We start from the raw sequence: 21033 nt of genomic DNA on the forward strand, positions 1-21033 counted from the left end.
AGAAGGGGTCTTTTCCCTGTCAACACGCAGGCCGATCCCGGCTACCCACGGATCCGGGTCTGACCGAGGCGCCGCACAGCCGTAAGGCAGGACGAACGAGTCATCGAAGGGAGGTGAGTGGTGGCGCAGTCGCGGCTGCAGTAGATCGCGGCCGGCCTGCTGGACTTCTACGGCCAGACCGACCGGCACGTCGGAGCGCTCGCGGCCGAGCTGGACCAGGTCAACAAGGCGGCGAGCATCCTGGGGAGTCAGGTGCCTCGGGAGCGTGTCGTGATCGCGGAACGGGTCGAGGCAGGTCTACCGGTGCCCGAGGTCAGGGTTGCGGATCTGGCGGAGCACCTGGCCTCGATCGCTCGTGTGCTCGAGGCGAACATGTCGAGCGTCCGGATCTACGGTGGCTACGCCCGCGCCTGGGCCGAAAGCGCGGTCGCCGACACCGCCAGCGGCGTGCGCGTGCCCTCACCCGGACTGCGTGAGCACATGCTCACCGGTCACCCCGACCGGCTTCCGCCGCCCCAGGCCGCTCAAGCCCTCGACGACGCGATCCAGGAACAGATCGACCGCGTCAAGGCCGCCGAACGCGAGTCCTGGCGGAAGCTGTTCGCCGACTTCCCTCGGGGTAGCTCCCACGGTCCGCTGAAGAAGGCGCGGTGGCTCGCTCGTAAGTACGCCGAGGAGGGGCATCTGCCGCAGCAGTACAACTTTCTGCGCGGGATTTGGTTCAACCACGCGTGTGCCCATCACTTCCGCACCACTGAGGTCTCCGTCGAACTCATCGACGAGCAGACCCGCGGACGGAAGCAACTATTCCGGGTCGACGGGATCCGCGATGACGAAGTGGTGTCGCTCACCTTGGAATCCCGCCGCAGCAGAGGCCGGTTCCCGAGCGTGTCGGCGAGTACGCTGCCAAGAGGCGCGTGCGCTTCAAGGAATTCGAGCCCCATCCGGACGCGGGAGGTCCGCTATGACTCACTCGGTGTTCTACACCACCAGCTGGAACGACATCACGAGGCTTCCCTCGGGTGACAGCGCCTGGACGCCGGAGGATGAGGCGCGTCGGCTCTACGAAAAGAAGGCTGGCCTGACAATCGTCGATGCGTCGAAATGTGATGCAGATGGCGCGCCGTTCCCACGCTGGGTTCTCGGATTCGGTGCTTCTCGGCGCGTCCGAGCGCAGTTTTTCGACGAGCACATGACGCTCGTGCACATGGTGGACTGGAACTGGATTGATGGTCGTCTTTGGCGTTGGCTCACCTATGACTGGACATATCCGAACACGACTCAGCATTGGGAGCAGAACGAGTCCGTTGCCAGGGCACTGTCGGGAATCGAGCCGGACGGGACCGGGTACATCGAACTGCTGCATAAGCAGCCACGGCGTGAACTGGACATCGAGTTCACCGACCGCGCTCAGGACTCCTACTGGGTCGACTATCCCGAGTTCGGCGACTGGGCCGCCTTGGCAGATCCTGGCCCGACAGCTCTTGAAGTCGCGGGCGACGCTGCTCCCGCGAACTTCGCCGTGTAGCGCGTCCTTGTGGCATCCGTGTAGCACCTTGCTCTCCTGGTCGCCGCAGTCCTGGGAGCAGGGCCGGGCCGCCTGTACGGTGGCGAGGGATCGCAACCGTCGCGTCAGGGAGGGGCACGGCATGGGTGGGCGCCGCGACCGGCTTGTCGAGCGTCGTGAGTTCCTGGGCCTGACTCAGGAATCTCTGGCGGGACTTCTGCAGGTTGAACGCACCACGGTCTCCCGCTGGGAGGCTGGCCGGACAACACCTGGTCTGTGGGTCCGGAACCGCCTCGCGGAAGCACTCCAGGTCGGGCTCCATCAGCTCGACATCCTCCTTACCACCGACCCCGGGACGGGATCCCCTACCGCCTCGACTGCGATCGGTCTCGGTCGTCGCGACCGATCAGCCCGGTCACTCGTCGAAGTCGACGGCGAGATGCCGGCCATTGAGGGGCCAAAACCGAGATCCGGCATCGGCGCCGTACTCGGAGGCGGCGATGAGACGCTCCTGAGACGACATGGGGAAATCAGCGCGGCCGACATCGCGGCCATGCAAGTCATGGCCGACGCGTTCACCCGGGCCGAGCACAAGGTTGGTGGCGGCCACGCGGCCTCGACTGTCGGCCACTACCTACAGCAGTCCGTATTCCCTCTTCTGGCCGGTGGGGGAGACGACGGCGTCAGGAGCTCACTCCTGTCCGCGGCGGGGCGCCTGTGCGACCTCGCCGGCTTCATGTTCTTCGACTCCGAGAAGCACGACCTGGCCCAGCGCTACTTCGGCCAAGCGCTCCGCCTGGCCAGGATGGCGGACGACGCGACGCTGATCGCGCACGTGCTGGGCGACATGACGATGCAGGCCGTCCACGTGGGCGCTGTCGGGCAAGCCATTGCTCTCACGGACAGCGTGACCGGGCACGCCGAACGAACGGGCTCTGCCCGCGTCATGGCTCGCGCCTGGGCGCTGGCGGCCCGCGCTCACGCCACGAGTGGTGACGGGGCGAGCGCGGACGCGGCGCGGACCGCCGCCGAACGCGCGCTGGACCGGGCGCCGTCGGACAACGACCCTTCGTGGATCCGGTTCTTCACCGCAGCCCAGCTGCAGACGGAGTTCCTCTACGTCGCGTGCTCGCTTGGTCGGCTCGGCGACGTCGAACGGCTGACGGCGGACGTCCTTGCCGTCGATACCGCCATGCAAAGGCGGCACGTGCTGGCCGGCGCGGCGATTGCCGGGCTACTCACCGACGAACACCGGGTGTCGCATCGAGATCCCGAGCGTGCGGTCGACGTCCTGGGCGGCCTGCTGCCGACCGCAACCAGCCTCTCGAGCGCCAGGAGCGTCACGTCGATCCGGCGTGTCCGACGGCAGCTCGGCACCTACGGGAAGGTTCGCGGACTGGATGCCCTCGACGAGGGTCTACGTGGCCTGGCACCGGTGGACTGACATGACGCCTTTCACCGAACCAGCACTCCGAGCAGCGCTCGCGGCCGTTTGTGCGCAACGTGATCTGCCCTACGAGGACGCTCTCCTTGTCCACCACTACAGCAACGCCGTCTTCGCACTCCCGGCCGCCGGCACGGTCGTCCGTTTCACGACCAGCGCGCATACCGGAGCGACGATCTGGACGACGCAGACCGCCGTCAGCCGCCTGATCCACGAGTACGGATTCCCGGCGACGGCACCGCTGGACGGTGTGCACCCCGTCCACCTCGCCAACGGCCTGACCGCATCGTTCTGGGAGTACTACCCGCAGCCGGCGATCGCGCACCTGTTCGCGGCAGCTGACCTCGCCCGGCTCGTACGCCGCCTGCATGACGTCTCGGATGTGGGGATCGCTCTCCCGGCATGGGAACCTTTGACGTCGCTGCGTGGGGAACTTGCCAGGCGAGTTCAGTTTCCAGGACTCACGGGTACCGAAGCCTCATGGCTTCGGGACGAGGTCGCCGTGGTTTCGCAGCGCATCGCGGAGACAACATGGCAGCTTGGGAGCGGTGTGATTCATGCGGACGCCTGGGCCGGGAACCTCCTGTGGAACGCAGACCAGCCGATCCTTGGTGACTGGGACGGCCTCGCCGTCGGACCGCGGGAGATCGACCTGATCCCCACCTGGCATGCCGCCATCCGCTACGGCCGCACCGGGCAGTGGGTCCGCGAGTTCCAGGACGTCTACGGCCACGACCTCGCGACGAACGAGTCGTTCGAGCTCCTACTTCACATGCGTGACCTCGTCCAGCTCACCGGCCCGCTTCGTCGCGCCGCTGATTCCCCTAAGCATCTGGATGTGCTCCGGCAACGCATCGACGCCATCCGAGCGGACGATCGCTCGGCGCGTTGGGTAGCGCTGTGATGGCATACGACGCAGGATCGGGAGGTTCGCAGTGACCAAGGCCGTTCGGTACACCACCAGGTGGAATCCCTGGACACGCCGCCCTATCGTCCGACACGAGTGGATCGACGCCGCGCATGCGCGGAAGTGCTTCGAGGACGCGTCCGGCCTTGACGTCGTCGACGCATCCAATCTCGACGATGAAGGGCTGCCTCGTGCCCGCTGGGTAATGGGGTGTGGGTCAAACATGGCGCCCCGGGTCATCTTCTTCGACGAGCACATGACCATCGTGCACATGGTCGACTGGAAGTACATCGACGGCCGCCTCTGGCGCTGGATCACCTACGACTGGATCCACCCGAACACGACTCAGCACTGGGATCAGGACGAGTCGGTCACTGAGGCTCTGGCGGAGATCACTCCTGGCGGGGCTGGGGTTCTTGAGCTCTCCGACGACAGAAACAACCGGGAGCTGGACATCGAATTCGCCGACCGCGCTCAGGGCTCCTACTGGGTCGACTACCCCGAGTTCGGCGACTGGGCCGCCTTGACCGATCCTGGTCCGACGGCGCTCGAAGTCGCGGGCGACGCTGCTCCTGCGAACTTCGCCGTGTAGGCCGCGGTTGGCGCGCCAGTCGGCACGCCGTGGGATTCCACGAGGGCTCGCCTCATCGTGACAGCCAAGATGGAGCAGCCCCGGATCTTCGGTGCTCCAGGAGAACTACCTGGTCCCGGCTGTCATCGGCGCGGAACGTGACCAGCAACTGGCCACGGGAAGAGAGTGCGCGGGCGCAGGCGCGGAGTAGTGAGCGGAGGTCGTCGGTGAAGCTCAGGGCGCCGAAGATCGACACGATGACGTCGACGGAGCCGGTGCGAACCGTCGCAGGCCATGTTCGGCGTCGTCGTGCACGAACTGCAGGTCCGGGATGGGCCCATAGAAGGCGCGGGCGCGGTGGATTCTGGCGGGGTCATGGTCGATTCCGATTCCGACGGCGCCGTGGTGGGTGACGAGGTGGGCGAGGTTGTGTCCGCTGCCGCAGCCGATCTCGATGACGATGGCGCCTGCCAGGTCACCGAGGAGGCTTGCGTCCGGGCCGACGCCGGGCACGCGTGTGAGTTCGAACCGCTCCGGTGGGCTCATGCCTTGAGCAGGGTCGCGGCTTCGAGCAGGTGCTTCGTGATCGCGCTCAGCCAGGCGTTTTCGGCTTCCTCGGCCCAGCCGAGGTCGAGTTGGCGGGCGAACCATTCGGCGACCCAGACGCGATGCCATCCCAGGGCCCACGAGGCGGCATCGATACCGCCGCGGTCGGCAGCGGCCTCAGGAGCGCCGCCTTCAGTCCGGTAGATATCGATGAGGTCCCACAAGCCCTCGACGTCGGGGGAGTCGACCGTGCCGGACCATGAAGCGAGGTCGAGCAGCCCGGGACCGATGAACGCTCGCGCCAGGTCCAGGATTCGCACACCGTGGTCGGTCACGTGCAGGGAGGTGTGGTGGAACTCGGAGTGGACCAGGCCGAACGGTGCGAGGTCCGCGTCCTTGGCCCGGGGCTCTGCTGCGGCCGTCAGTGCGCTTGCTGCCGCGACGGCGTCGTCGGGCGAGTCGTATCGAGCGAGGATCTCCGATGCGCTCGACGGGAGGGCTGAGAGTTCCTCCTGCCCGAGTGTGGCGACGCCGGGCAGGCTGGTGACGGCGTGGATCCGGACGGCGGCGCGTGCGCCATCGCCGATGTCGGCCTGTCGTCTGGCGTCGCCGAGGTCCTCGATGAGCATGACCAGCAGGTCGCCGACGTGGGTGGAGGCGTGGACCGTGGGGACGGGCAGGTCTGCCCCCACGGCGGTCAGGATGCGGTCTTCGTTGTCGAACGGGGTTTCGGCGTACTTGAGCACCACGGACGCGCCGCCGTCGAACATGAGGCGTTCGACGCCGGACCGTGCCCACACCCGGATGGGCTGACGGCGATACTGGTCCGGCAGGTCTGCCTCCGCGATGAGGGAGGGCAGCGTGGCGGTCACGTCCGTGGTGTTCAAGCTCGTGCTCCGTTCGTCAGGTGTGGTCGGTCAGTCGGTGGCGACGCGGCAGGCGTAGACGGCCTGCAGCCAGTTGTCGCGGAACCCGGCCAGGTCCTGGCGGAACCGGTCGATTGAGGCGCCGTAGGGCACGAGCGCGCCGCCGGACTGGTTGGGTGCGGACTGGCAGCCGTGGACCAGTCGCCCGCCGAGAGCGGCGTGCGCCTTGACCGACTCCACCCTGCGTGATTCGTTGAACCACGTCGAGTGGTACACCTCGTCGATCATGTTGCCCTTGGCTTCGTCGATGTCGAACACGACCTGGGTCGCGGCCGGGAAGAACCAGCAGGGGCCTACGTTCACGATTGAGCCGTCGGGCTTGACCTTGTTGAGGGCCATGAGGGTGGCGGCCTGGCGCAGCATGCGCAGCTCGTCCGGGCTGATCTCCTCCAGGCCGGCCACGGGCAGCAGCTCGTCGCGGAACACGTAGGAGTACACGTGCCACGCCGTGCGCAGGACTTCGGCGGCGTCGGTCGTGGTCCGAGCGTGGGACTGGATGAACCGCAGCGCGGTCTGCTCCAGTGCCTGCTCGGCGGACTCGTTCACTGGCAGCAGCTGCTCGCGCACGAGGTCCCAGTCCGCGATGAGCCAGGATGCCTCGTCGAACCGGAAGAAGTACTGCGCGGGGTCGAGAGTGATGGTGGTGCCCTCGACGGTGATGCCGGGCAGGCGTGACCAGCGGGGGTCGAACGCCTCGGGCAGGTCGACGCTGATCAGCGCCGGGGTAGCGACAGTCATTGCGTGTACTCCCTTGCGATAGAGGGGAACGGACGCAGCCTGGACCGCCGGCCGGTCGGTCTGGGCGTTTTGTGCCTTGCAATCACATCGCGCTTCCCGGTCGTGGAACAGCGCATGCGTGCGGCATCCGCGTCGCACGTTCGTCGCACGGGACGCAACCTGCACTTCCGCACCGGCGTCCTTGCTGTCTGGACGACGTACACGTAGTACTCAGCGCGGCGGCGCTCGGAATCCTCGGGCTATGCTCATGGCCATGAACTGCCGGCGTTTCTGGTGGCGGCTGCGTTCGCAGCCGTGATCTGACGCGCCCTTCGCAACGTCCCGAGCTGCCTGTCGCAGCCGGGACGTTCGTGTGTCTGGACGGTTCGTCGGCGGTGGCAGGCGTGAGGCCACCGAGGAGAACCCACCATGACACTTCCCACCAACACTGTTCCGCTCGCTCTGTCCGCGCCCGGTGCGCCGTCGTCGGACACGATCCCGGACCGCGTGCACGACCGAATCCGTGCGCGCCGCCCAGCACCGCTCCGCGGTCCTGGAGCAGCAGATAGCTGCTGACCCGGCTCGCTTCCGTGTGCTGACGGGCGACGTGGGTGAGCCCGTCCTTCTCGTCGAAGAACCCAATGACGCAGTCACCAGCACACGTGCATCGGACGGCACTAACTGCGCAGTGCGTCAGCCGCCATTCGGAGGTCTCGGAAGTCGACCACGGCCAGGTGGGCGGCGGAGATGAACTGTGCGAGGTCGCCGTCCGCTGCCACCCAGATGTCCTCGATGACCCTTTCCGGTGGAGAGGACTCTCTGTAGCAGTCGTGCCAGGCGTAGTCGAGTAGCGCTAACGCGTCGAGCGCCGCACCGGCCTGGCCGCCGAAGACTTCAACTGCTCGCGGGCTTCGTTCCGTTCTTCGGCTCGCGCTGCTCGTCACCATGCGGGAATTCTGCCAGGGAGGACGTGGTCTCTACGAGCACCTCGTCGGAGACGGGGAGCGCCCTCGGCGATCGTCGAAGACTCGTTGTCTCTTCCAGCCGGCCTCGCGCCGCCCAACTCCACTCCAAACGTCAGCCGGCCCCGGTCTTGCACCTTCTGGGTGGTAACCACGTCCGCCGTCCACCCAGAGGCGGAGTTCCACGGGATGCCGGCTGCGATATGGTGCGTGCCGTTGCGACGGACCGAGTAGAAGAGCTGCCTCGATGAGCTGGGACATCAGTCTGTTCAACGTGCCACCCGGGATCACGGTGGAGGAGATTCCGCGTGACTATCGGCCTGCACCACTTGGTTCGGTCACCGAGGTTCTTGGCACGTTGCAGGACGCTGTCTCGGGGATGTAGCGCAGGGCGCATCAACCTCCGGGATGTCAACCGGGTGGAGTGTGATTTACGTGGCGGGGTGCCATACGTAGCCTTGAGGCCTGTTCGTACGTGAGGAGGTCGCCGATGGCTGGTCTGTGGGGTAGGAAGTCCCGCGCGAAGAGCTGGAAGCGAGGCTTGTGGGGAAGTACGACGAAGGGTCGTAGCAAGAACCTGGGCAAGGGATTGTGGGGGAGCAGCAAGCGCCGTAAGCGCGGCCTGTGGGGGTGAACTCATGCGGCGAGGCGCCCGGTCCGTCGGACTTGGCGGTCTGGGCTGCCCGTTCGACCTCTTCCTGGGCCCGCGGGTTGTGTCGGTGGCCAGGTACGGGTGTAGAGAAGTCGGTCAGCCCGTTGGCGCGGACGTGCTCGGAAGCGTCATGTGCTTGCGTCTGTCAGAGCCGCGCGGAGGGCGTCGCGGAATTGCTCGTCGGCGGCGACGAAGGTGCCGAGTTGTCCGCCGCTGACGAACCGGGTGTCGCGTTCGATGACGGCGTGCCATCGACGAGTGGCGGCTGGAGACATCAGCGGCGCCAGTGTGGCCAGGGCGGTGACGGTGTCGTCGTCACGGTATTGGCCGGCCTGTTCGGCGAGCCGGTCGGAGACGTGGTCGACGTCGAGGTCACAGCCGCCGCAGACCAGGGCGGTCGCGGCGGCTGCCAGCGCGATCGGGTCGTCTAGAAAGCCGCGCAGAACTGACTCCAGGGTGGCCGCTTCGGTGCCGAGTCGCGCGGCCGTGCGTGCGGCGTTCGCCCGTTGGTATCCCCACAGGAAGCCTTCGCGGCCGGCGAGTCGGTCGGCCACTTCGGTCACGGTTGCCACCACGGGTGCTGGGTCGCCGGTCCGTTCCCACACCGCGGCTGCGAAGGCGAGCTTCTTCTCGATCACTGGGGTGGTGAGCTGGGCGTACTCCGATAGAGGGACGGCGAGTCGGGTGCGCATCTCCTTGATGTCGAGGTCGGCAGCATCGCCCAGGATCTGATCCGGGGTCGGCTGGATCGGCAGGGGTAGCGGGTCCGGGCCGGGGGACAGACCGAGCGTCTGAGCGAGCATCCTCGCGCCCTCGGCCCCTACGTGCTCGGCCGCGAGAGGGCGGAGCAGCTCGGTCGCCGCGCGGGATCGTTCGCAGGCGATGGTGGCGGCGTACAGTACCGACTTCAGGACAGCGTTCTTGCGCCCTGCGGCCTCGATGAGCAGGCCGGCGGCTGCCTTCCCGCGGCCGGAGTCGCACAACTGCTCGACCACCCATGCGAGTGCCTCGTATCGGTCATCCAGAAGCTGGCCGGCGATCGCGTCCGGATCCGGTACCGACAGCAGCGCCTCCCGGGCCTCGTGGGTCCATGACAGTCCGGCGTCGAACGACGCGAAGACGCCCGCCAGTCGCACCGTGTGCGCAGGGTCGGTGTACGCCTCGGAGATCACTTGACTCGTCTCCGGAGTGCTACAGCGCACCATCGCGATCACAGCCTCGGCGCGGACCAACGAGTCCTCATCCTCGTCGCGCGCCAACCGGAGGACGGGAAGCAGATCAGGCGCTCTGGTCTGCCCGAGAGCGTGCACGGCGGCCTTGCGGACCTCGCCGTCGTCGTGCGAGGTGAGCGGCTTCAGGACGTCCGCATGGGCGCGCACCGCGTCCCGCACATCCTCCTCCGCGCCCGGGGCGGTGTCGTCGCTGGCAGCGATCCAGCCCAGCAGCCACAAGCACTCCTTGGTCGCGGCACCGGCCGCCGCGAGGCGCGCCAGGAACGGAACCGCCGCCGTACTGGCCGAGTACACCGTGCCCTGATGCACGAGTGACCCCCACAGGTCGCTCATGCTGTCCGAGTCCGACTCGGGATCGGCTTCCGGGCCTTCGGCCAGAGCCCTCAGCATGCTGGGCACATCGGTCGCGGCGCCATACGCGTGGGACACGGTGGTCCAGTCGAACGCGTCGACGTCGGCCAGGACGGACGCGACCTCGGGACTCGGAGAAACCGCCTGCTGCGACATGGCCCAGAGCATGCCAGGGGTCACCGACACTCAGGCTCGTCACACGGACTTGGGCTGCCGCCGCGAAAAGTCCTTCGATCTTGGCCGCTTGAGGGTGGTGCTTCTGGGCGCCCAGCCTCTATGTCAACTCGAAGCCGTGAGATCTCAGCCAGGAGTGGAGGAGGGCCGGGTCGGCGAGGTCCGCTCCGCCGAGCCAGTGTCGGCTCTCGATCGTGGAGGGCAAGTCGATCATGACTACGGCCCTCAGGACGCGGACGAGGTGGACGCCGTGGTGTCGGTGGTCGAGGAGAGCATCGCGTTCGCACGCGGTGCGTGAGCTCTGCATCGACCGTGCCGGACCATGAAGCGAGGTCGAGCAGGTCCTGTCCGACGCTGTCCACGTCGCCCGCGACGTCGCCGGAGTCTCCCACCTCCCGAGCCTCGCGATGCGCGCCCTACGCGCCCGGGAGCCCGTTGAGGCGTAGTGCCGTGCCGCCGCGCAAGTGGGGAAGGTCGGCGCTGCCGTCGCCGGTACGGGCCAGGAAGGTGACCTGCTCGGTCCAGGTGAGCAGGCTGGCACCGTCCGCGTCGTCGGTGATCAGGACGGTCACGAGTGAGATCCACCGGCGCACGTCGTCGACGGTCGCCTCGTGCGTGAACACGATCCGCCGGTTCTGGACGATGTCGAGGTACCGGATTCGGTAGGAGAGTCTCTCCGGAGCGGAGCCGAGGGTGACGAAGGTGCTGTCCGCGTCCTCGCCGCCACCGACACGGAAGTCGTGCTGGTAGATCGCGTCCGAGCCGGGCAGGCGGAACCAGCTCCGCCGGGTCTGTTCGTCTGCGAACGCCGCGAACACGGACGGAGGCGGGGCGTCGAGGTGGCGCGTGATGGTGAACGTGTCGTGCCGGACGCCGATTGCGGTGTGCTCGAGCCGCGGGTCCGAGCCGGCGGGCGGATTCTGTGTGGTCACGTCGCTCTCTTCCTGCCGATGGCCGGCGCGGTCGTCGCCGATGCCTACTATCGGTACGAACGTGATGCGGACGTCGGGCGATCCCGTCCTGGCATACGCACTTTGAAGTCAGCAACGCACGGCGAGGGAAGAGACGTGGACAGCGAATTCCGATCCGAGCTCGCCGCGCGGGGTGTCGCGCCCGACTGCGTGGAGACCATCGTCGTCGCTCGCGAGGTGCTTGCCCGCGTCGGAGACAAATGGACGATGCTCGTCGTCGCCGCACTGGCGGACGGGCCACTGCGCTTCACGGAGTTGCACCGGAGCGTGTCCGGCATCTCGCAGCGCATGCTCGGCCAGACCCTCCGCGCCTTGACGCGCGACGGGCTCGTGAGTCGTACCCCTCACCCCGAGGTTCCGCCCCGGGTCGAGTATGAACTGACCGACCTCGGCAGGTCTCTCTCGGCGGCCGTGAACAACCTCGTCGGATGGGTCCAGCAACATCAGGGCCGGATCACGCACAACCGGAATCAGTTCGACACACGAGAATGAGTGCATGACGACGCCGGAGTCCGGAGCCGCCGGAATCCGGTGGGTTCGGCTGTCTCGGGGTATGAGCGTCGCTGTTGCTGCGATGGGTTCGTTCTAAATGAAGCACAGCAACTTCTCGTGTCGCGCCTGGCCAGTGTGCCCCTCGCTCCGAAGGCCGCGGTACGGCTCAGTGTCGTCGTCGCCCCCGGCTCCCGAGATACTCGTTCACCCATTCCCGGGTGCTTCGCCATTGCCCGTTGTCGTCATGTTGGGCGCGGAGCCGGCCACGCCGGGCGGCGTTGACGAGAGCGATCCTGCTGACATCGGGTGTCTCGAGGGCGGCGAGCGGGACGACATGGGACGGGTCAGCAACGGCCGGAAGGATGAACCGGTAGAGGTTGTCGAGCACGGCGCGGGCAATGATCTCCGCCAGGGGGCCGATCGCGCCCTTGTCTGCGCGGCGGAGCGCCTTCAGATAGCGCATGCGTTCGCGCTTCTGGATGATCGCGGGCGCATACCCGAGGCGGACCAGGACGAGATTGGCGAGGAGTCGTCCAGTGCGACCGTTGCCGTCGAGGAAGGGGGGACCTGCTCGAAGCCGGCGTGCGCCATCGCTACGGCCTCCATGCGGACCGCCCACGACGCCCTGCTGCCCGCGGCAGGCGAGGCCGCTGCGGCCTCCGGCCTGCTCACCGCCGGTCCGGTTGCGGACCACCTCGCCGGATGGGGAACACCCCAAGCCCACCGCCCTGATCAGCATCAGCACTAGCCTTCCCCCATGGAATGGACAGCCATCGTCGTCTCGTTGATCTCGGCTGCGGTCGCAGGTGTCAGTCTCCTCAACGCGAACAGGACCGAGTCCCGGCGAGCCCAGAGCGCCCGCGAGCTTGCCGCCCTGGAGGCGGAGTTCAAACGGGCGGATCGCCTCGAATCGAGGCGAGAGAACCTGGAGACCAGGCTGGCGATGCAGCGAGAACCGCTGATCGAGGCGGTCGAAGACCTTCAGAGCCGGATCTGGAACATCCGCCGCAACGGATTCCTGGAGAAGTACGCCATGCAGGAAGGCGCGCACCGACACGAGCTTGCCGTGCTGAGCACGCTGTACCGCCTGGGCAAGTACTTCGCGACCGTCGAGACGGTCCGGCGCGGGGTGGACACCTGGACGCTCGAGCACGACCCGGCCACCGAGGGGCTCGCCGTTGCGGTGCGCGAGGTCTCCGAGACCCTCGCGGCGGACCGGTACGGCGAGCTGATGGTCTGGCGTGAGGAGCAGCGGGCGATCGGCGAACTCATGCTCCACGCCGCCTCGCACACCCCGATCGGGTTCGCCGAGTTCGCGACACGCTACGACGACGACTTCCATCGGTGGTTCTCCGCACTGCGGGACGAGTTCCTCCGGTCCGGCAGTGCGACGAACGCCCGCCTCGAACGACTTGACGAAGAACTCGGGACGCTCCACTCCGTGCTCGTCGCCGGCCGGCACGTCGAGCAGGCCACGAGCCGCTGATAGCGTCCCCGCATGGAACTCCTGGCCGGCGGTCGCGACGCGGACGTCTTCGCGTTCGACGACGGCCTCGTACTCCGCCGGTACCGGGACGGCCGGTCGGCTGCCGCCGAGTCATCGGTCGGGCCCGCCCGGCTCGGCGGGCTTGGCGGGCTCGTGAGGGCGTACCTCGCCACGTTCGCCGGCGCCGTCCCTCCGTCGTACACCGACCGGCTCGACGAGGCCGTCGCCCTGCGACGGCGTGACCCGAACATGGGCCAGGCCGAGCTCGCCGCCCTGCCCGACGCCGTCCGCCTCGCCCGTGCCGTCGTTGAGCCTCGTGGCACGTGTCAAGCCGGCTGAGCTGATCTGCCGAGAGATGTCGCGCCGACCGCCCCCGCGACACGCTCCCGGGCGGACGATGCGCGGCGATGGCATCGTGAGGTCATGACGACTCCCTCCGCGGTGCCCGGCACGACGCCGGACGTCGATGCGGTCCTGGCCTCGCTGGCGGGGATGCTGCCCGGCCTGCGCGAGACCTACGTCGACCTCCACGAGCACCCCGAACTGTCCTACCAGGAGACCCGGACGGCCGCCCTGGTCGCCGAGCGTCTCGCTGCGGCCGGATACGGGGTGCACACCGGCATCGGCGGAACCGGCGTCGCGGGGGTGCTCAGCAACGGCGACGGTCCGTGCGTGCTGCTGCGCGCCGACATGGACGCCCTGCCCGTCACCGAGGACACCGGCCTGCCGTACGCCAGTACCGTCCGCGCCACCACCCCGGACGGCGCGGAGTCGGGGGTCATGCACGCGTGCGGGCACGACGTGCACGTCACCGCCCTGCTCGGCGCGGCCGACCTGTTGGCCCGCGGCCGGTCCGCATGGTCGGGCACGGTGGTCGTCGTCTTCCAACCCGCGGAAGAACTCGGCACGGGTGCCCGCGCCATGGTCGACGGCGGCCTGTACGACCTCGTGCCCCGCCCCGACATCGTGCTGGGGCAGCACGTGGCGCCCGTCGCGGCGGGCCTGCTCGGGATCCATGCCGGCCCGGCCTTCGCGGGCACGGACATACTCAACATCCGGCTGGTGGGCCGCGGCGGTCACGGCTCACGACCGGAGGCCACGGTCGACCCGGTCGTGACGGCGGCCTCGACCGTGATGCGCCTGCAGACGATCGTGTCCCGTGAGGTGGCGGCCGGCGACGCCGCAGTCGTCACGGTGGGCAAGCTGCAGGCGGGCACCAAGGACAACATCATTCCCGACGAGGCGGTGCTCGGCGTCAACGTCCGCTCCTTCGACGCGGCGGTGCGGGCGCGGGTCCTGGCGGCCGTCGAACGGATCGTGCGGGGCGAGGCCGATGCCGCGGGCGCGCCCCGGCCGCCGTCGATCACCCCCGGCGAGTCGTTCCCACCGGTGGTGAACGATCCGGCCGAGACCGAGCGCACGCGGGCGGTCCTGGCCGCCCACTTCGGCGCCGATCGGGTCATCGATCCCGGTCAGGTGTCGGGCAGCGAGGACGTCAGCATCCTGGCCACGGCGGCCGGGGTGCCGCTGGTGTACTGGCTGCTCGGCGGCTGGGACCCCGCGGAGTTCCTGGCCGCCGAGCGCGCGGGCACCACTGACCGGGACATCCCGTCCAACCACTCCCCACGGTTCGCCCCGGTGCCGCACCCGACCCTGGAGACCGGCGTGACCGCGCTCGTCGTCGCGGCATTAGACCGACTGATGGGACCGGCCGCGGCCTGACGATTCTCGGACCGTCGACGGGTCATATGCTCGTCGACCATGACGGGGAACAGGCGAGCGGTCGTTGCGGGCTGGAACGGGTTCATCGGGCGGGCTCTGGTCCAGGACCTCGGGAGGCGGGGGTACGACGTCGTCCGGGTGGGCCGTAGCGGACCCGACGTCCGGTGGGCCGACGGCGGGTCCGGGCTCGCCCGGGTGGTCGACGGCGCCGACCTGCTGATCAACCTCGCGGGCAAGAGCGTCGGCTGCCGGTACACCGATGCGAACCGCGACGAGATCCTGCGATCCCGCATCGACACGACGCGGGCGTTGCACGAGGCGGTTGCCGCAGCCTCAGCTCCTCCGCGCTTGTGGCTCAACGCCAGCACGGCCACCATCTACCGGTACGCGATCGACCGGCCCCAGACCGAGTCCGACGGCGAGCTCGGCTCAGGATTCTCCGTGGACGTGGCCCGCAGCTGGGAGCGGGAGCTGTTCGCCGGTGAGCTTCCCGGCACGCGCCGTGTCGCTCTGCGGATGGCGATCGTGCTCGGTGGACCGGCGTCCGGCATGCTGGCAAGGATTGCCCGGCTCGGGATCGGCGGGCCCCAGCTGGATGGCTGGTGGTTCCAGCATCGGCGCTACCGCGGCATCGGGACCGAGCCGACCGGCGGCCCCGTGCCGGTGCACCGATCCAGAGGACGGCAGAAGTTCTCCTGGATCCACCTCGACGACGTCCTCGGCGCGGTCCGGTTCATCGACGAGACCGAATCGCTCTCGGGGCCCGTGAACCTCGCGTCGCCGAACCCGAGCGACAACCGGGCTCTCATGGCCGAACTGCGCCGAGCCGTGCGGATGCCGATCGGGCTGCCGGCTCCGCGCTGGCTGCTGGAACCGGCTCTCTGGGTGCTGCGCAACGAGGCCGAACTCGTCCTCAAGAGCCGGTGGGTCCTGCCCGAGCGGCTCACCAGCGCCGGCTACACGTTCCGCCGGCCGGACCTGCCGCCCGCGATCGACGACGCGGTGCTCCGCCGACCCGAGTGAGGCATCTCTCACACTTCTTCATGTGCCCGACAAGCAGCCTGTCGGGTGATTTTGCGTCATAGTCATGTCAGCCCCGTGCCGCGTCATGAGCCGATGCCGCCGCCGACGGTCGTCCCGCCGCCGCGCCGATCACCCCGGCGATGGCCTGCCGCACCCGGTCGGCGGCCAGTTCCGGATCAGGCCGCCCGGCGTCCAACCAGGCGATGATCGCCTCGATCGCCACGCTCGGGGCCATCTGCGCCGCCCACCGGGCCCAGGCCTGATCGCCGACGATCTCGGAGATCTGCACGTGCGCGGCATCGGTCATGTCGGTCCGGAACTGCTCTGCGAACGCCTTGAACTCGGGCTCGCGGGCGGCGTGGACGAACAGCAGCCGGAACCCGGCCGGCTCGGCGGTCGCGGCCTTGAGCAGGCCGTCGATGCTGGCGTCGGTGAATCCGCCCACCTGCTCGGCCACGTGGTTGGACAGCACGCTGCGGAACCGGTCAAGAGCCGCCTGATACAGGTCGGTCTTGGAGTCGAAGTGCCGGTACAGGATCACGCGGGTGACGCCGGCCTCGGCGGCGATGTCGTCCAGTCCGGTGGCCGAGAACCCGTTCTGCGCGAACGCCCTCGTCGCGGCCCCGAGGATCTGCTCCCGCCGCTGGGCCCTCGGCAGCCGCCGCGCGGGCCCTGCGATCGCTTCGCCCATGATCATCCTCCAACTTGTTGACTCCAGAGTTTACTTGCGGTTATGTTTACTCTCAAGTAGACATGGCCTGAGGAGAGCCCGATGGACGACCCGATCGTCACCGTGGACGAGGTGACCAAGCAGTTCCGCGACGGCACCCGCGCCCTCGACGGGCTGAGCCTTGCGATCCCGAGAGGCAGCATCTACGGGCTGCTCGGCCCCAACGGCGCAGGCAAGACCACCCTCATCCGCATCCTCGCGACCCTGCTGCGGGCGGGCTCCGGTGCGGCCCGCGTTGCCGGGTACGACGTCGCCCGGAACCCCGCGCAGGTTCGCGAGCGCATCGGCCTGGCCGGGCAGTTCGCCGCCGTCGAGGACCACCTGACCGGCCGGGAGAACATCACCATGGTCGGCCGGCTGTACGGCCTGTCCCGCCGCGAGGCATCCACTCGCACCGAGGAGGTGCTGAGCCGCATCTGTCTCGACGACGCGGCGGACCGCCAGGTCAAGACCTACTCGGGCGGTATGCGCCGGCGCATCGACCTGGCCGCCTCCCTGATCGGCCGGCCGCAGGTCCTGTTCCTCGACGAGCCCACCACCGGCGTCGACCCAGCGAGTCGGCAGGACCTCTGGCGGCTCGTCCGTGACCTCGCCACCGAGGGCACCACCGTCCTGCTGACCACCCAGTACCTGGACGAGGCCGACCAGCTCGCCGACCGCATCGCCGTCGTCGACCACGGCCGCCTCCTCACCGAGGGCACCGCGACGGAACTCAAGGACCGCACCGGCGGCGCCGTCGTCGAGCTGGAGGCTGCGACCGGACAGCGGGAAGCGACTCTTGCCGCCCTGCGGCCGCTGGCCGCACGGGCCGCCCTCGACCGGGAGCGGATCGTGCTGCCCGCTCCGGACGGCTCGGTGACCCTCGGGCACGTACTGCGGCTGCTCGACCGGGCCGGCATCACCCCCACCGACGTCGCCCTGCACCGGCCCACCCTCGACGACGTGTTCCTCGCCCTGACCCGGGGAGCCGCCACGGACCGCGAACCTGCCGGGAGGGCAGCATGACCACCACGGCCGCACCACCAGCCGTCCCGGTCCGCCGCCTCGGCCGGGCCCTGACCCAGACCGGTGTGATCGCCCGCCGGAACCTACTGGCCAACATCCGGCTGCCGGACGTGCTGGTTCTGTCCACGATCCAGCCGGTCGTGTTCATGCTCATGTTCCTGTACGTCTTCGGCGGCGCGATCGAGGCCGCCCTGCCCCCGGCGGCCCAGGGGGAGTACGTCTACTGGCTCATCCCCGGCATCCTGGCCCAGTCCGCCGTCTTCGGCTCCGCACCGACCGCGTACGGCCTCAACAACGACAACACCAGGGGGGTCCTGGATCGGTTCCGGTCCCTGCCCATGGCCCGCTCAGCCGTGCTGGTCGGACGAACCCTGGCGGACCTGGTGCGCAGCACGTTCATCCTCGGTCTGCAGCTCGCGGTCGGCATCCTGCTGGGCTTCCGCTGGCAGAACGGCGTGGGCGGCATGCTCGCCGCCGTCGGCGTCGCCCTCGCGTTCGGCTACGCGTGCTCCTGGCTGATGGCCTACATCGGCCTGACCATCACGAACTCCGAAGCCATCCAGGCCGCCGTCTACCTGGTCGTCTTCCCGATGACTCTGATCAGCTCCGTCTTTCTGCCCACCCAGACCATGCCGGGCTGGCTCCAGGTCTTCGCCGAGCACCAGCCCATCACCGTCGTCGCCAACGCCATGCGTGGGCTGACCCTCGGCCACGGGGCACTTCCGGCCGGCCACGCCGTCCTCGGCGAGACACTGCTCGCGCTCGCGTGGACCGTCGGCATCCTCGCCGTGTTCGCTCCGCTCGCGGTACACGCGTACCGCCGCACCACCCGGTGACCTGACCGATGCAGGGTGCGGAAAGCGGCCGGACCCCGTGTTTCACGGAGCCCGGCCGCCAGGCGGTAGCGCTGCTTTCCTGCTGCCGTCTTCCTACTGTGCTTCGAACGTCCAGATGGTGTTCGCGTCGGCAGCTCCGGTGTTCCAGCCGATCGAGCCACCCGACCCGAAGAGGTATCCCCGTCCGCTGAGCTTGTTGTCGATCCGGAACCCGCCGTCGACGGCGTCGATCGCCCAGAGCGTGTCGTCGCCGAGCCAGCCGGTGTTCCAGAGGACCACGCCGTCCGGATCGGTGTCGAGGAGCTCGCGCCCGCTCCGGACGTTGTCGATCGTCCAGTACCCCGGCTCCTGCTCGGTGAGCGTCCAGTGCTGGTCGTCGTAGATGCTGCCAGGCTCCAGCGTGACGGCGCCGTCGGCTCCGGAGTCGAGGTACTGCCCGGTCGACTCGTTCCGGAGGCGATAGGTCTGTCCGCTGACCGGACCCGCGGCCTCGATGTTCACGTCGTCGACGTGGACCGAGCCACGCTCGCCGCCGTTGGCGTACCAGGCGACCCGCGCGACGCCGGGCAGGGCGTTGCGGAGGGCGGCGTCCGAGACCACCCGCTGGCCGTCGATGTCGAGGCTGTACCGCTGGGCGTCGGTGTCGATGGTGAGCCCGATGTCGTACCACCGGCCCAGCTCGTACGTGTCGAGGACGATCGAGGAGGTCCCCTGGTACGCCCTGATCTCGCCGTAGGCGAAGGCGACGCTGACCGCCGGTTCGCCCTCGGCGTTGTAGACGTAAGGCAGTCCGAAGAAACCGGCCTCGGTGTCGTCGCGCATCACGTTTGCCTCGATGGTGACGACGCCGTTCAGCGGGTCGGAGAAGGCGCGGGCGAGGTTGGTGCCGTCGGTGCCGCCACCGTTGGTCCAACGCTGCAGCCGGACGCTCTTGTCGCCGGCGGAGGGGGTCTCGACGATGTCGACGGCGTTGTCGGTGGCGACGACCCGCCACCCGTTCTTGCCGTTGGCGAGGGGTCCGGTCGGCAGAGCGTCGAACGTCTCGTGCACCGCGTACACCGGGTCGCCGGGGGCCTCGAAAGCGCCCAGGTCGGTTCCCACGCCGCTCGGCATCTGCGCACCGGCGAAGTCGCGTCCGCCGTTGCCGGAGATCTCGATGCCCGCGTCGATGAACGCCGATCCCTCACGCAGCGCGAAGTTCTCGGCGGTGTCGAGGCGGGTGCCGTTCTCGTCTCCGTAGGGCCCCGTGACGCCGGAGTCCACGAACTGCGGGTCACCGACCACCGGGCTGCTCTCGCTCGAGGGCGGGGTGAGGTTCGACGAGTACCCGTTGTTCTGGTAGATCAGGTTGGTCGGCGTGACGAATGTGACGTCGGAGCGCTCCGAGATGAACACGTTGTTGCTCAGGGTCACCGGCGAGCTGGTGCCGCCCGAGACCATGTTTGGCGCCTCGGTGCTGTAGAAGACGTTGTTGTAGACCTGGGCGGTCGCACCCGACGTCTGGGACATGTGGAGATTCCACCGGGTCGAGCCGGTGACGACGTTGTAGCGCACGACGGCGCTGCCGAACCTGAAGTTGCCGTTGCAGGCGCAGAGGAGAACGCCGTCCTCGTTGTCGTGCAGGTAGTTGTACTGGAACAGCTGGTTGGTGGTGGCGATGTCGGGGTCCATGCCGTTGCCGTCGGCGCTGCCGTTGGCCCGCGTGGTCCCGAAGATCTCGTTGAACTGGACGGTGACCTGGTCGGCGGCGTAGGTCTCGATGCCGGACACGCCGACGCGGTCGACCACGTTGTCCTCGACGAGGCCCCCACGGACGTTGGTGAGGTAGACGCCGTTGGAGCCGAACTGGGTGCCCTGCTGGGTGATGTAGTTGCCGCGGAGGACGATGTCGGTGTGCGGTGCGAAGCGCGAGTCGTCGGCGGTGCGGCGGGTGCCCCAGCCGGTCTCGACCGCGTCCGGCGCGTCACCCGTGTACTGCTTGACGGTGATGCCGGCGAACGACGTGTTCTTGATCGTGGAGTTCTGCACGGTGATGCCGTCGAGCACGGTGGGAGCACCGGGTGCGGCGATGTCGGCGACGGAGGTGAGGAAGATGATGCCGCCGGTGTTCTTCGAGCGGTCCCAACCGGTGCCGAACGTGATGCCCGGGGAGTTGTCGGCGGTGTTGCCGCCGATCCAGTTGATCTCGCCGGTGACGTCGTGCACGTCGACCGAGTCGATCACGAAGTGGTGCAACGTCTGGCCGTTGTCGCCGTGCACGCCGATGCCGCGGAAGTCACCGAGGTTCTCACCGGGGGTCGCCGTCGCGGGTGCCGTGTTCGACACGTCGAGGTTGCGGATCTCCCAGTACTCCTGGTTGAACAGCCGCACCGCATCGGCGACGGTGCCGCCGCCGGCGATGCTCGGCTTGGCGCCGCTGCCGTAGCGGTCGATCGTGATCGGCTCGCCATCGGTGCCGGAACCCTTCGGCCACAGCTGGCCGGTCCAGGTGTCGCCGCTGCGCAGGAGGATCTCGTCGCCCGGCTGGAACGTCGTCGAGTTCACCTTGCTGAGCGAGCGCCACGGCTGGTCGGAGCTGGTTCCGGTGTTGGTGTCGCTGCCGGTCGCGCTGACGTAGTACGTGGTCCCCGTGGCGGCCAGGGCCGGCGCCGCGGAACCCAGGGGGGTGACCGCCAGCGCGGCGAACAGGGCGAACACTGCGGCGGCGATCACCCGCCGCGGCGGTTTGCGGGTAGTCATCATTGACTCGTTTCTTCTTGAGTTCGGTGGTTCCTCGGCA

Annotated in this window: 23 protein-coding genes and 1 pseudogene; 15 read left to right on the forward strand and 9 right to left on the reverse strand. The window is 68.6% G+C overall.

Going from position 1 to position 21033, the window contains the following annotated elements; translation table 11 throughout:
• The first annotated feature begins 270 nt into the window (after positions 1-270).
• The 6 genes and pseudogenes from ACYVK5_RS15345 (at position 271) to ACYVK5_RS15370 (ending at position 4450) form a co-directional block, all read left to right on the forward strand.
• The gene (locus tag ACYVK5_RS15345) at positions 271-1026 is read left to right on the forward strand and encodes a hypothetical protein (RefSeq protein ID WP_460706488.1); all 756 of its coding nucleotides are present in this window, start codon (positions 271-273) and stop codon (positions 1024-1026) included.
• Entirely contained in the window at positions 977-1528 is a 552-nt protein-coding gene (locus tag ACYVK5_RS15350; RefSeq protein ID WP_460706490.1) for a hypothetical protein, read from the forward strand. Before ACYVK5_RS15345 ends, ACYVK5_RS15350 begins: the two co-directional genes overlap by 50 nt.
• A 121-nt stretch (positions 1529-1649) precedes the next feature.
• Positions 1650-1823 (forward strand): annotated as a pseudogene (locus tag ACYVK5_RS15355) (helix-turn-helix transcriptional regulator); the annotation flags it as partial.
• Between the two features lie 237 nt (positions 1824-2060).
• Positions 2061-2951: a hypothetical protein gene (locus tag ACYVK5_RS15360; protein WP_460706863.1), complete on the forward strand. Its 891-nt coding sequence runs from the start codon at positions 2061-2063 to the stop codon at positions 2949-2951.
• 1 nt (position 2952) lies between these two features.
• The gene (locus tag ACYVK5_RS15365; RefSeq protein ID WP_460706492.1) at positions 2953-3855 is read left to right on the forward strand and encodes a phosphotransferase; all 903 of its coding nucleotides are present in this window, start codon (positions 2953-2955) and stop codon (positions 3853-3855) included.
• Positions 3856-4081: 226 nt separating this feature from the next.
• Positions 4082-4450 carry a hypothetical protein gene (locus tag ACYVK5_RS15370; protein ID WP_460706494.1) on the forward strand — a complete coding sequence of 123 codons (369 nt, stop codon included), beginning with the start codon at positions 4082-4084 and terminating at the stop codon, positions 4448-4450.
• Between the two features lie 213 nt (positions 4451-4663).
• Here the strand turns inward: ACYVK5_RS15370 and ACYVK5_RS15375 are convergent, their stop codons facing one another.
• The 4 genes from ACYVK5_RS15375 to ACYVK5_RS15390 all read right to left on the reverse strand — a co-directional run bounded on the left by ACYVK5_RS15375 (position 4664) and on the right by ACYVK5_RS15390 (position 7565).
• Positions 4664-4975 (reverse strand): methyltransferase domain-containing protein, encoded by a 312-nt coding sequence (locus tag ACYVK5_RS15375; RefSeq protein ID WP_460706496.1) that lies wholly within the window; start codon positions 4973-4975, stop codon positions 4664-4666.
• Positions 4972-5862: a hypothetical protein gene (locus ACYVK5_RS15380; protein WP_460706498.1), complete on the reverse strand. Its 891-nt coding sequence runs from the start codon at positions 5860-5862 to the stop codon at positions 4972-4974. Before ACYVK5_RS15380 ends, ACYVK5_RS15375 begins: the two co-directional genes overlap by 4 nt.
• A gap of 30 nt (positions 5863-5892) precedes the next feature.
• Positions 5893-6639, reverse strand: a complete 747-nt coding sequence (locus ACYVK5_RS15385; protein ID WP_460706500.1) for a hypothetical protein — start codon at positions 6637-6639, stop codon at positions 5893-5895.
• A gap of 656 nt (positions 6640-7295) precedes the next feature.
• Positions 7296-7565 carry a hypothetical protein gene (locus ACYVK5_RS15390; protein WP_460706502.1) on the reverse strand — a complete coding sequence of 90 codons (270 nt, stop codon included), beginning with the start codon at positions 7563-7565 and terminating at the stop codon, positions 7296-7298.
• Between the two features lie 262 nt (positions 7566-7827).
• On the opposite strand from ACYVK5_RS15390, the gene ACYVK5_RS15395 reads away from it, so the two are divergent.
• Entirely contained in the window at positions 7828-7965 is a 138-nt protein-coding gene (locus ACYVK5_RS15395; protein ID WP_460706504.1) for a hypothetical protein, read from the forward strand.
• Positions 7966-8360: 395 nt separating this feature from the next.
• Here ACYVK5_RS15395 and ACYVK5_RS15400 read toward each other — a convergent pair whose 3' ends face one another.
• Complete coding sequence (locus ACYVK5_RS15400; protein ID WP_460706506.1) at positions 8361-9971, reverse strand: HEAT repeat domain-containing protein; 1611 nt, start codon at positions 9969-9971, stop codon at positions 8361-8363.
• Positions 9972-10107: 136 nt separating this feature from the next.
• Here ACYVK5_RS15400 and ACYVK5_RS15405 point away from each other — a divergent pair, with 136 nt between their 5' ends.
• The gene (locus ACYVK5_RS15405; RefSeq protein WP_460706508.1) at positions 10108-10287 is read left to right on the forward strand and encodes a hypothetical protein; all 180 of its coding nucleotides are present in this window, start codon (positions 10108-10110) and stop codon (positions 10285-10287) included.
• A gap of 118 nt (positions 10288-10405) precedes the next feature.
• On the opposite strand, the gene ACYVK5_RS15410 is transcribed toward ACYVK5_RS15405, so the two are convergent.
• On the reverse strand, positions 10406-10921 hold the full coding sequence (locus ACYVK5_RS15410; RefSeq protein WP_460706509.1) for an SRPBCC domain-containing protein: 516 nt from the start codon (positions 10919-10921) through the stop codon (positions 10406-10408).
• 18 nt (positions 10922-10939) lie between these two features.
• Between ACYVK5_RS15410 and ACYVK5_RS15415 the strand changes: the two genes are divergently transcribed.
• A complete protein-coding gene (locus tag ACYVK5_RS15415; RefSeq protein WP_460706511.1) occupies positions 10940-11452 on the forward strand; it encodes a winged helix-turn-helix transcriptional regulator in 513 nt (170 codons plus the stop codon).
• Between the two features lie 166 nt (positions 11453-11618).
• Here the strand turns inward: ACYVK5_RS15415 and ACYVK5_RS15420 are convergent, their stop codons facing one another.
• Entirely contained in the window at positions 11619-12197 is a 579-nt protein-coding gene (locus tag ACYVK5_RS15420; protein WP_460706513.1) for a hypothetical protein, read from the reverse strand.
• A 12-nt stretch (positions 12198-12209) separates the two neighbouring features.
• Here ACYVK5_RS15420 and ACYVK5_RS15425 point away from each other — a divergent pair, with 12 nt between their 5' ends.
• The 4 genes from ACYVK5_RS15425 to ACYVK5_RS15440 all read left to right on the forward strand — a co-directional run bounded on the left by ACYVK5_RS15425 (position 12210) and on the right by ACYVK5_RS15440 (position 15683).
• Positions 12210-12938, forward strand: coding sequence for a hypothetical protein (locus tag ACYVK5_RS15425; protein ID WP_460706515.1), 729 nt, complete (start codon positions 12210-12212; stop codon positions 12936-12938).
• A gap of 12 nt (positions 12939-12950) precedes the next feature.
• Complete coding sequence (locus tag ACYVK5_RS15430) at positions 12951-13277, forward strand: hypothetical protein (RefSeq protein WP_460706517.1); 327 nt, start codon at positions 12951-12953, stop codon at positions 13275-13277.
• Between the two features lie 153 nt (positions 13278-13430).
• Positions 13431-14660, forward strand: a complete 1230-nt coding sequence (locus ACYVK5_RS15435; RefSeq protein ID WP_460706857.1) for an amidohydrolase — start codon at positions 13431-13433, stop codon at positions 14658-14660.
• Positions 14661-14699: 39 nt separating this feature from the next.
• Positions 14700-15683, forward strand: a complete 984-nt coding sequence (locus tag ACYVK5_RS15440; RefSeq protein WP_460706519.1) for an epimerase — start codon at positions 14700-14702, stop codon at positions 15681-15683.
• A 67-nt stretch (positions 15684-15750) separates the two neighbouring features.
• On the opposite strand, the gene ACYVK5_RS15445 is transcribed toward ACYVK5_RS15440, so the two are convergent.
• On the reverse strand, positions 15751-16374 hold the full coding sequence (locus tag ACYVK5_RS15445; RefSeq protein WP_460706521.1) for a TetR/AcrR family transcriptional regulator: 624 nt from the start codon (positions 16372-16374) through the stop codon (positions 15751-15753).
• A gap of 81 nt (positions 16375-16455) precedes the next feature.
• Between ACYVK5_RS15445 and ACYVK5_RS15450 the strand changes: the two genes are divergently transcribed.
• Both ACYVK5_RS15450 and ACYVK5_RS15455 read left to right on the forward strand, forming a co-directional pair.
• Complete coding sequence (locus ACYVK5_RS15450) at positions 16456-17418, forward strand: ATP-binding cassette domain-containing protein (protein ID WP_460706523.1); 963 nt, start codon at positions 16456-16458, stop codon at positions 17416-17418.
• A complete protein-coding gene (locus ACYVK5_RS15455; protein WP_460706526.1) occupies positions 17415-18254 on the forward strand; it encodes an ABC transporter permease in 840 nt (279 codons plus the stop codon). Before ACYVK5_RS15450 ends, ACYVK5_RS15455 begins: the two co-directional genes overlap by 4 nt.
• Before the next feature lie 93 nt (positions 18255-18347).
• On the opposite strand, the gene ACYVK5_RS15460 is transcribed toward ACYVK5_RS15455, so the two are convergent.
• Positions 18348-20993, reverse strand: a complete 2646-nt coding sequence (locus ACYVK5_RS15460; protein ID WP_460706528.1) for an RICIN domain-containing protein — start codon at positions 20991-20993, stop codon at positions 18348-18350.
• Between the last annotated feature and the right edge of the window lie 40 nt (positions 20994-21033).

Source organism: Myceligenerans halotolerans (genome assembly GCF_054782975.1).

Coding starts and splice junctions, on each gene's coding strand:
- ACYVK5_RS15445 (WP_460706521.1), bottom strand. CDS start 16,374: ATGGGCGAAGCGATCGCAGGGCCCGCGCGGCGGCTGCCGAGGGCCCAG.
- ACYVK5_RS15390 (WP_460706502.1), bottom strand. CDS start 7,565: ATGGTGACGAGCAGCGCGAGCCGAAGAACGGAACGAAGCCCGCGAGCA.
- ACYVK5_RS15460 (WP_460706528.1), bottom strand. CDS start 20,993: ATGACTACCCGCAAACCGCCGCGGCGGGTGATCGCCGCCGCAGTGTTC.
- ACYVK5_RS15360 (WP_460706863.1), top strand. CDS start 2,061: ATGCAAGTCATGGCCGACGCGTTCACCCGGGCCGAGCACAAGGTTGGT.
- ACYVK5_RS15385 (WP_460706500.1), bottom strand. CDS start 6,639: ATGACTGTCGCTACCCCGGCGCTGATCAGCGTCGACCTGCCCGAGGCG.
- ACYVK5_RS15440 (WP_460706519.1), top strand. CDS start 14,700: ATGACGGGGAACAGGCGAGCGGTCGTTGCGGGCTGGAACGGGTTCATC.
- ACYVK5_RS15365 (WP_460706492.1), top strand. CDS start 2,953: ATGACGCCTTTCACCGAACCAGCACTCCGAGCAGCGCTCGCGGCCGTT.
- ACYVK5_RS15435 (WP_460706857.1), top strand. CDS start 13,431: ATGCTGCCCGGCCTGCGCGAGACCTACGTCGACCTCCACGAGCACCCC.
- ACYVK5_RS15450 (WP_460706523.1), top strand. CDS start 16,456: ATGGACGACCCGATCGTCACCGTGGACGAGGTGACCAAGCAGTTCCGC.
- ACYVK5_RS15370 (WP_460706494.1), top strand. CDS start 4,082: ATGGCGCCCCGGGTCATCTTCTTCGACGAGCACATGACCATCGTGCAC.
- ACYVK5_RS15415 (WP_460706511.1), top strand. CDS start 10,940: ATGGCCGGCGCGGTCGTCGCCGATGCCTACTATCGGTACGAACGTGAT.
- ACYVK5_RS15400 (WP_460706506.1), bottom strand. CDS start 9,971: ATGTCGCAGCAGGCGGTTTCTCCGAGTCCCGAGGTCGCGTCCGTCCTG.
- ACYVK5_RS15375 (WP_460706496.1), bottom strand. CDS start 4,975: ATGAGCCCACCGGAGCGGTTCGAACTCACACGCGTGCCCGGCGTCGGC.
- ACYVK5_RS15395 (WP_460706504.1), top strand. CDS start 7,828: ATGAGCTGGGACATCAGTCTGTTCAACGTGCCACCCGGGATCACGGTG.
- ACYVK5_RS15430 (WP_460706517.1), top strand. CDS start 12,951: ATGGAACTCCTGGCCGGCGGTCGCGACGCGGACGTCTTCGCGTTCGAC.
- ACYVK5_RS15455 (WP_460706526.1), top strand. CDS start 17,415: ATGACCACCACGGCCGCACCACCAGCCGTCCCGGTCCGCCGCCTCGGC.
- ACYVK5_RS15425 (WP_460706515.1), top strand. CDS start 12,210: ATGGAATGGACAGCCATCGTCGTCTCGTTGATCTCGGCTGCGGTCGCA.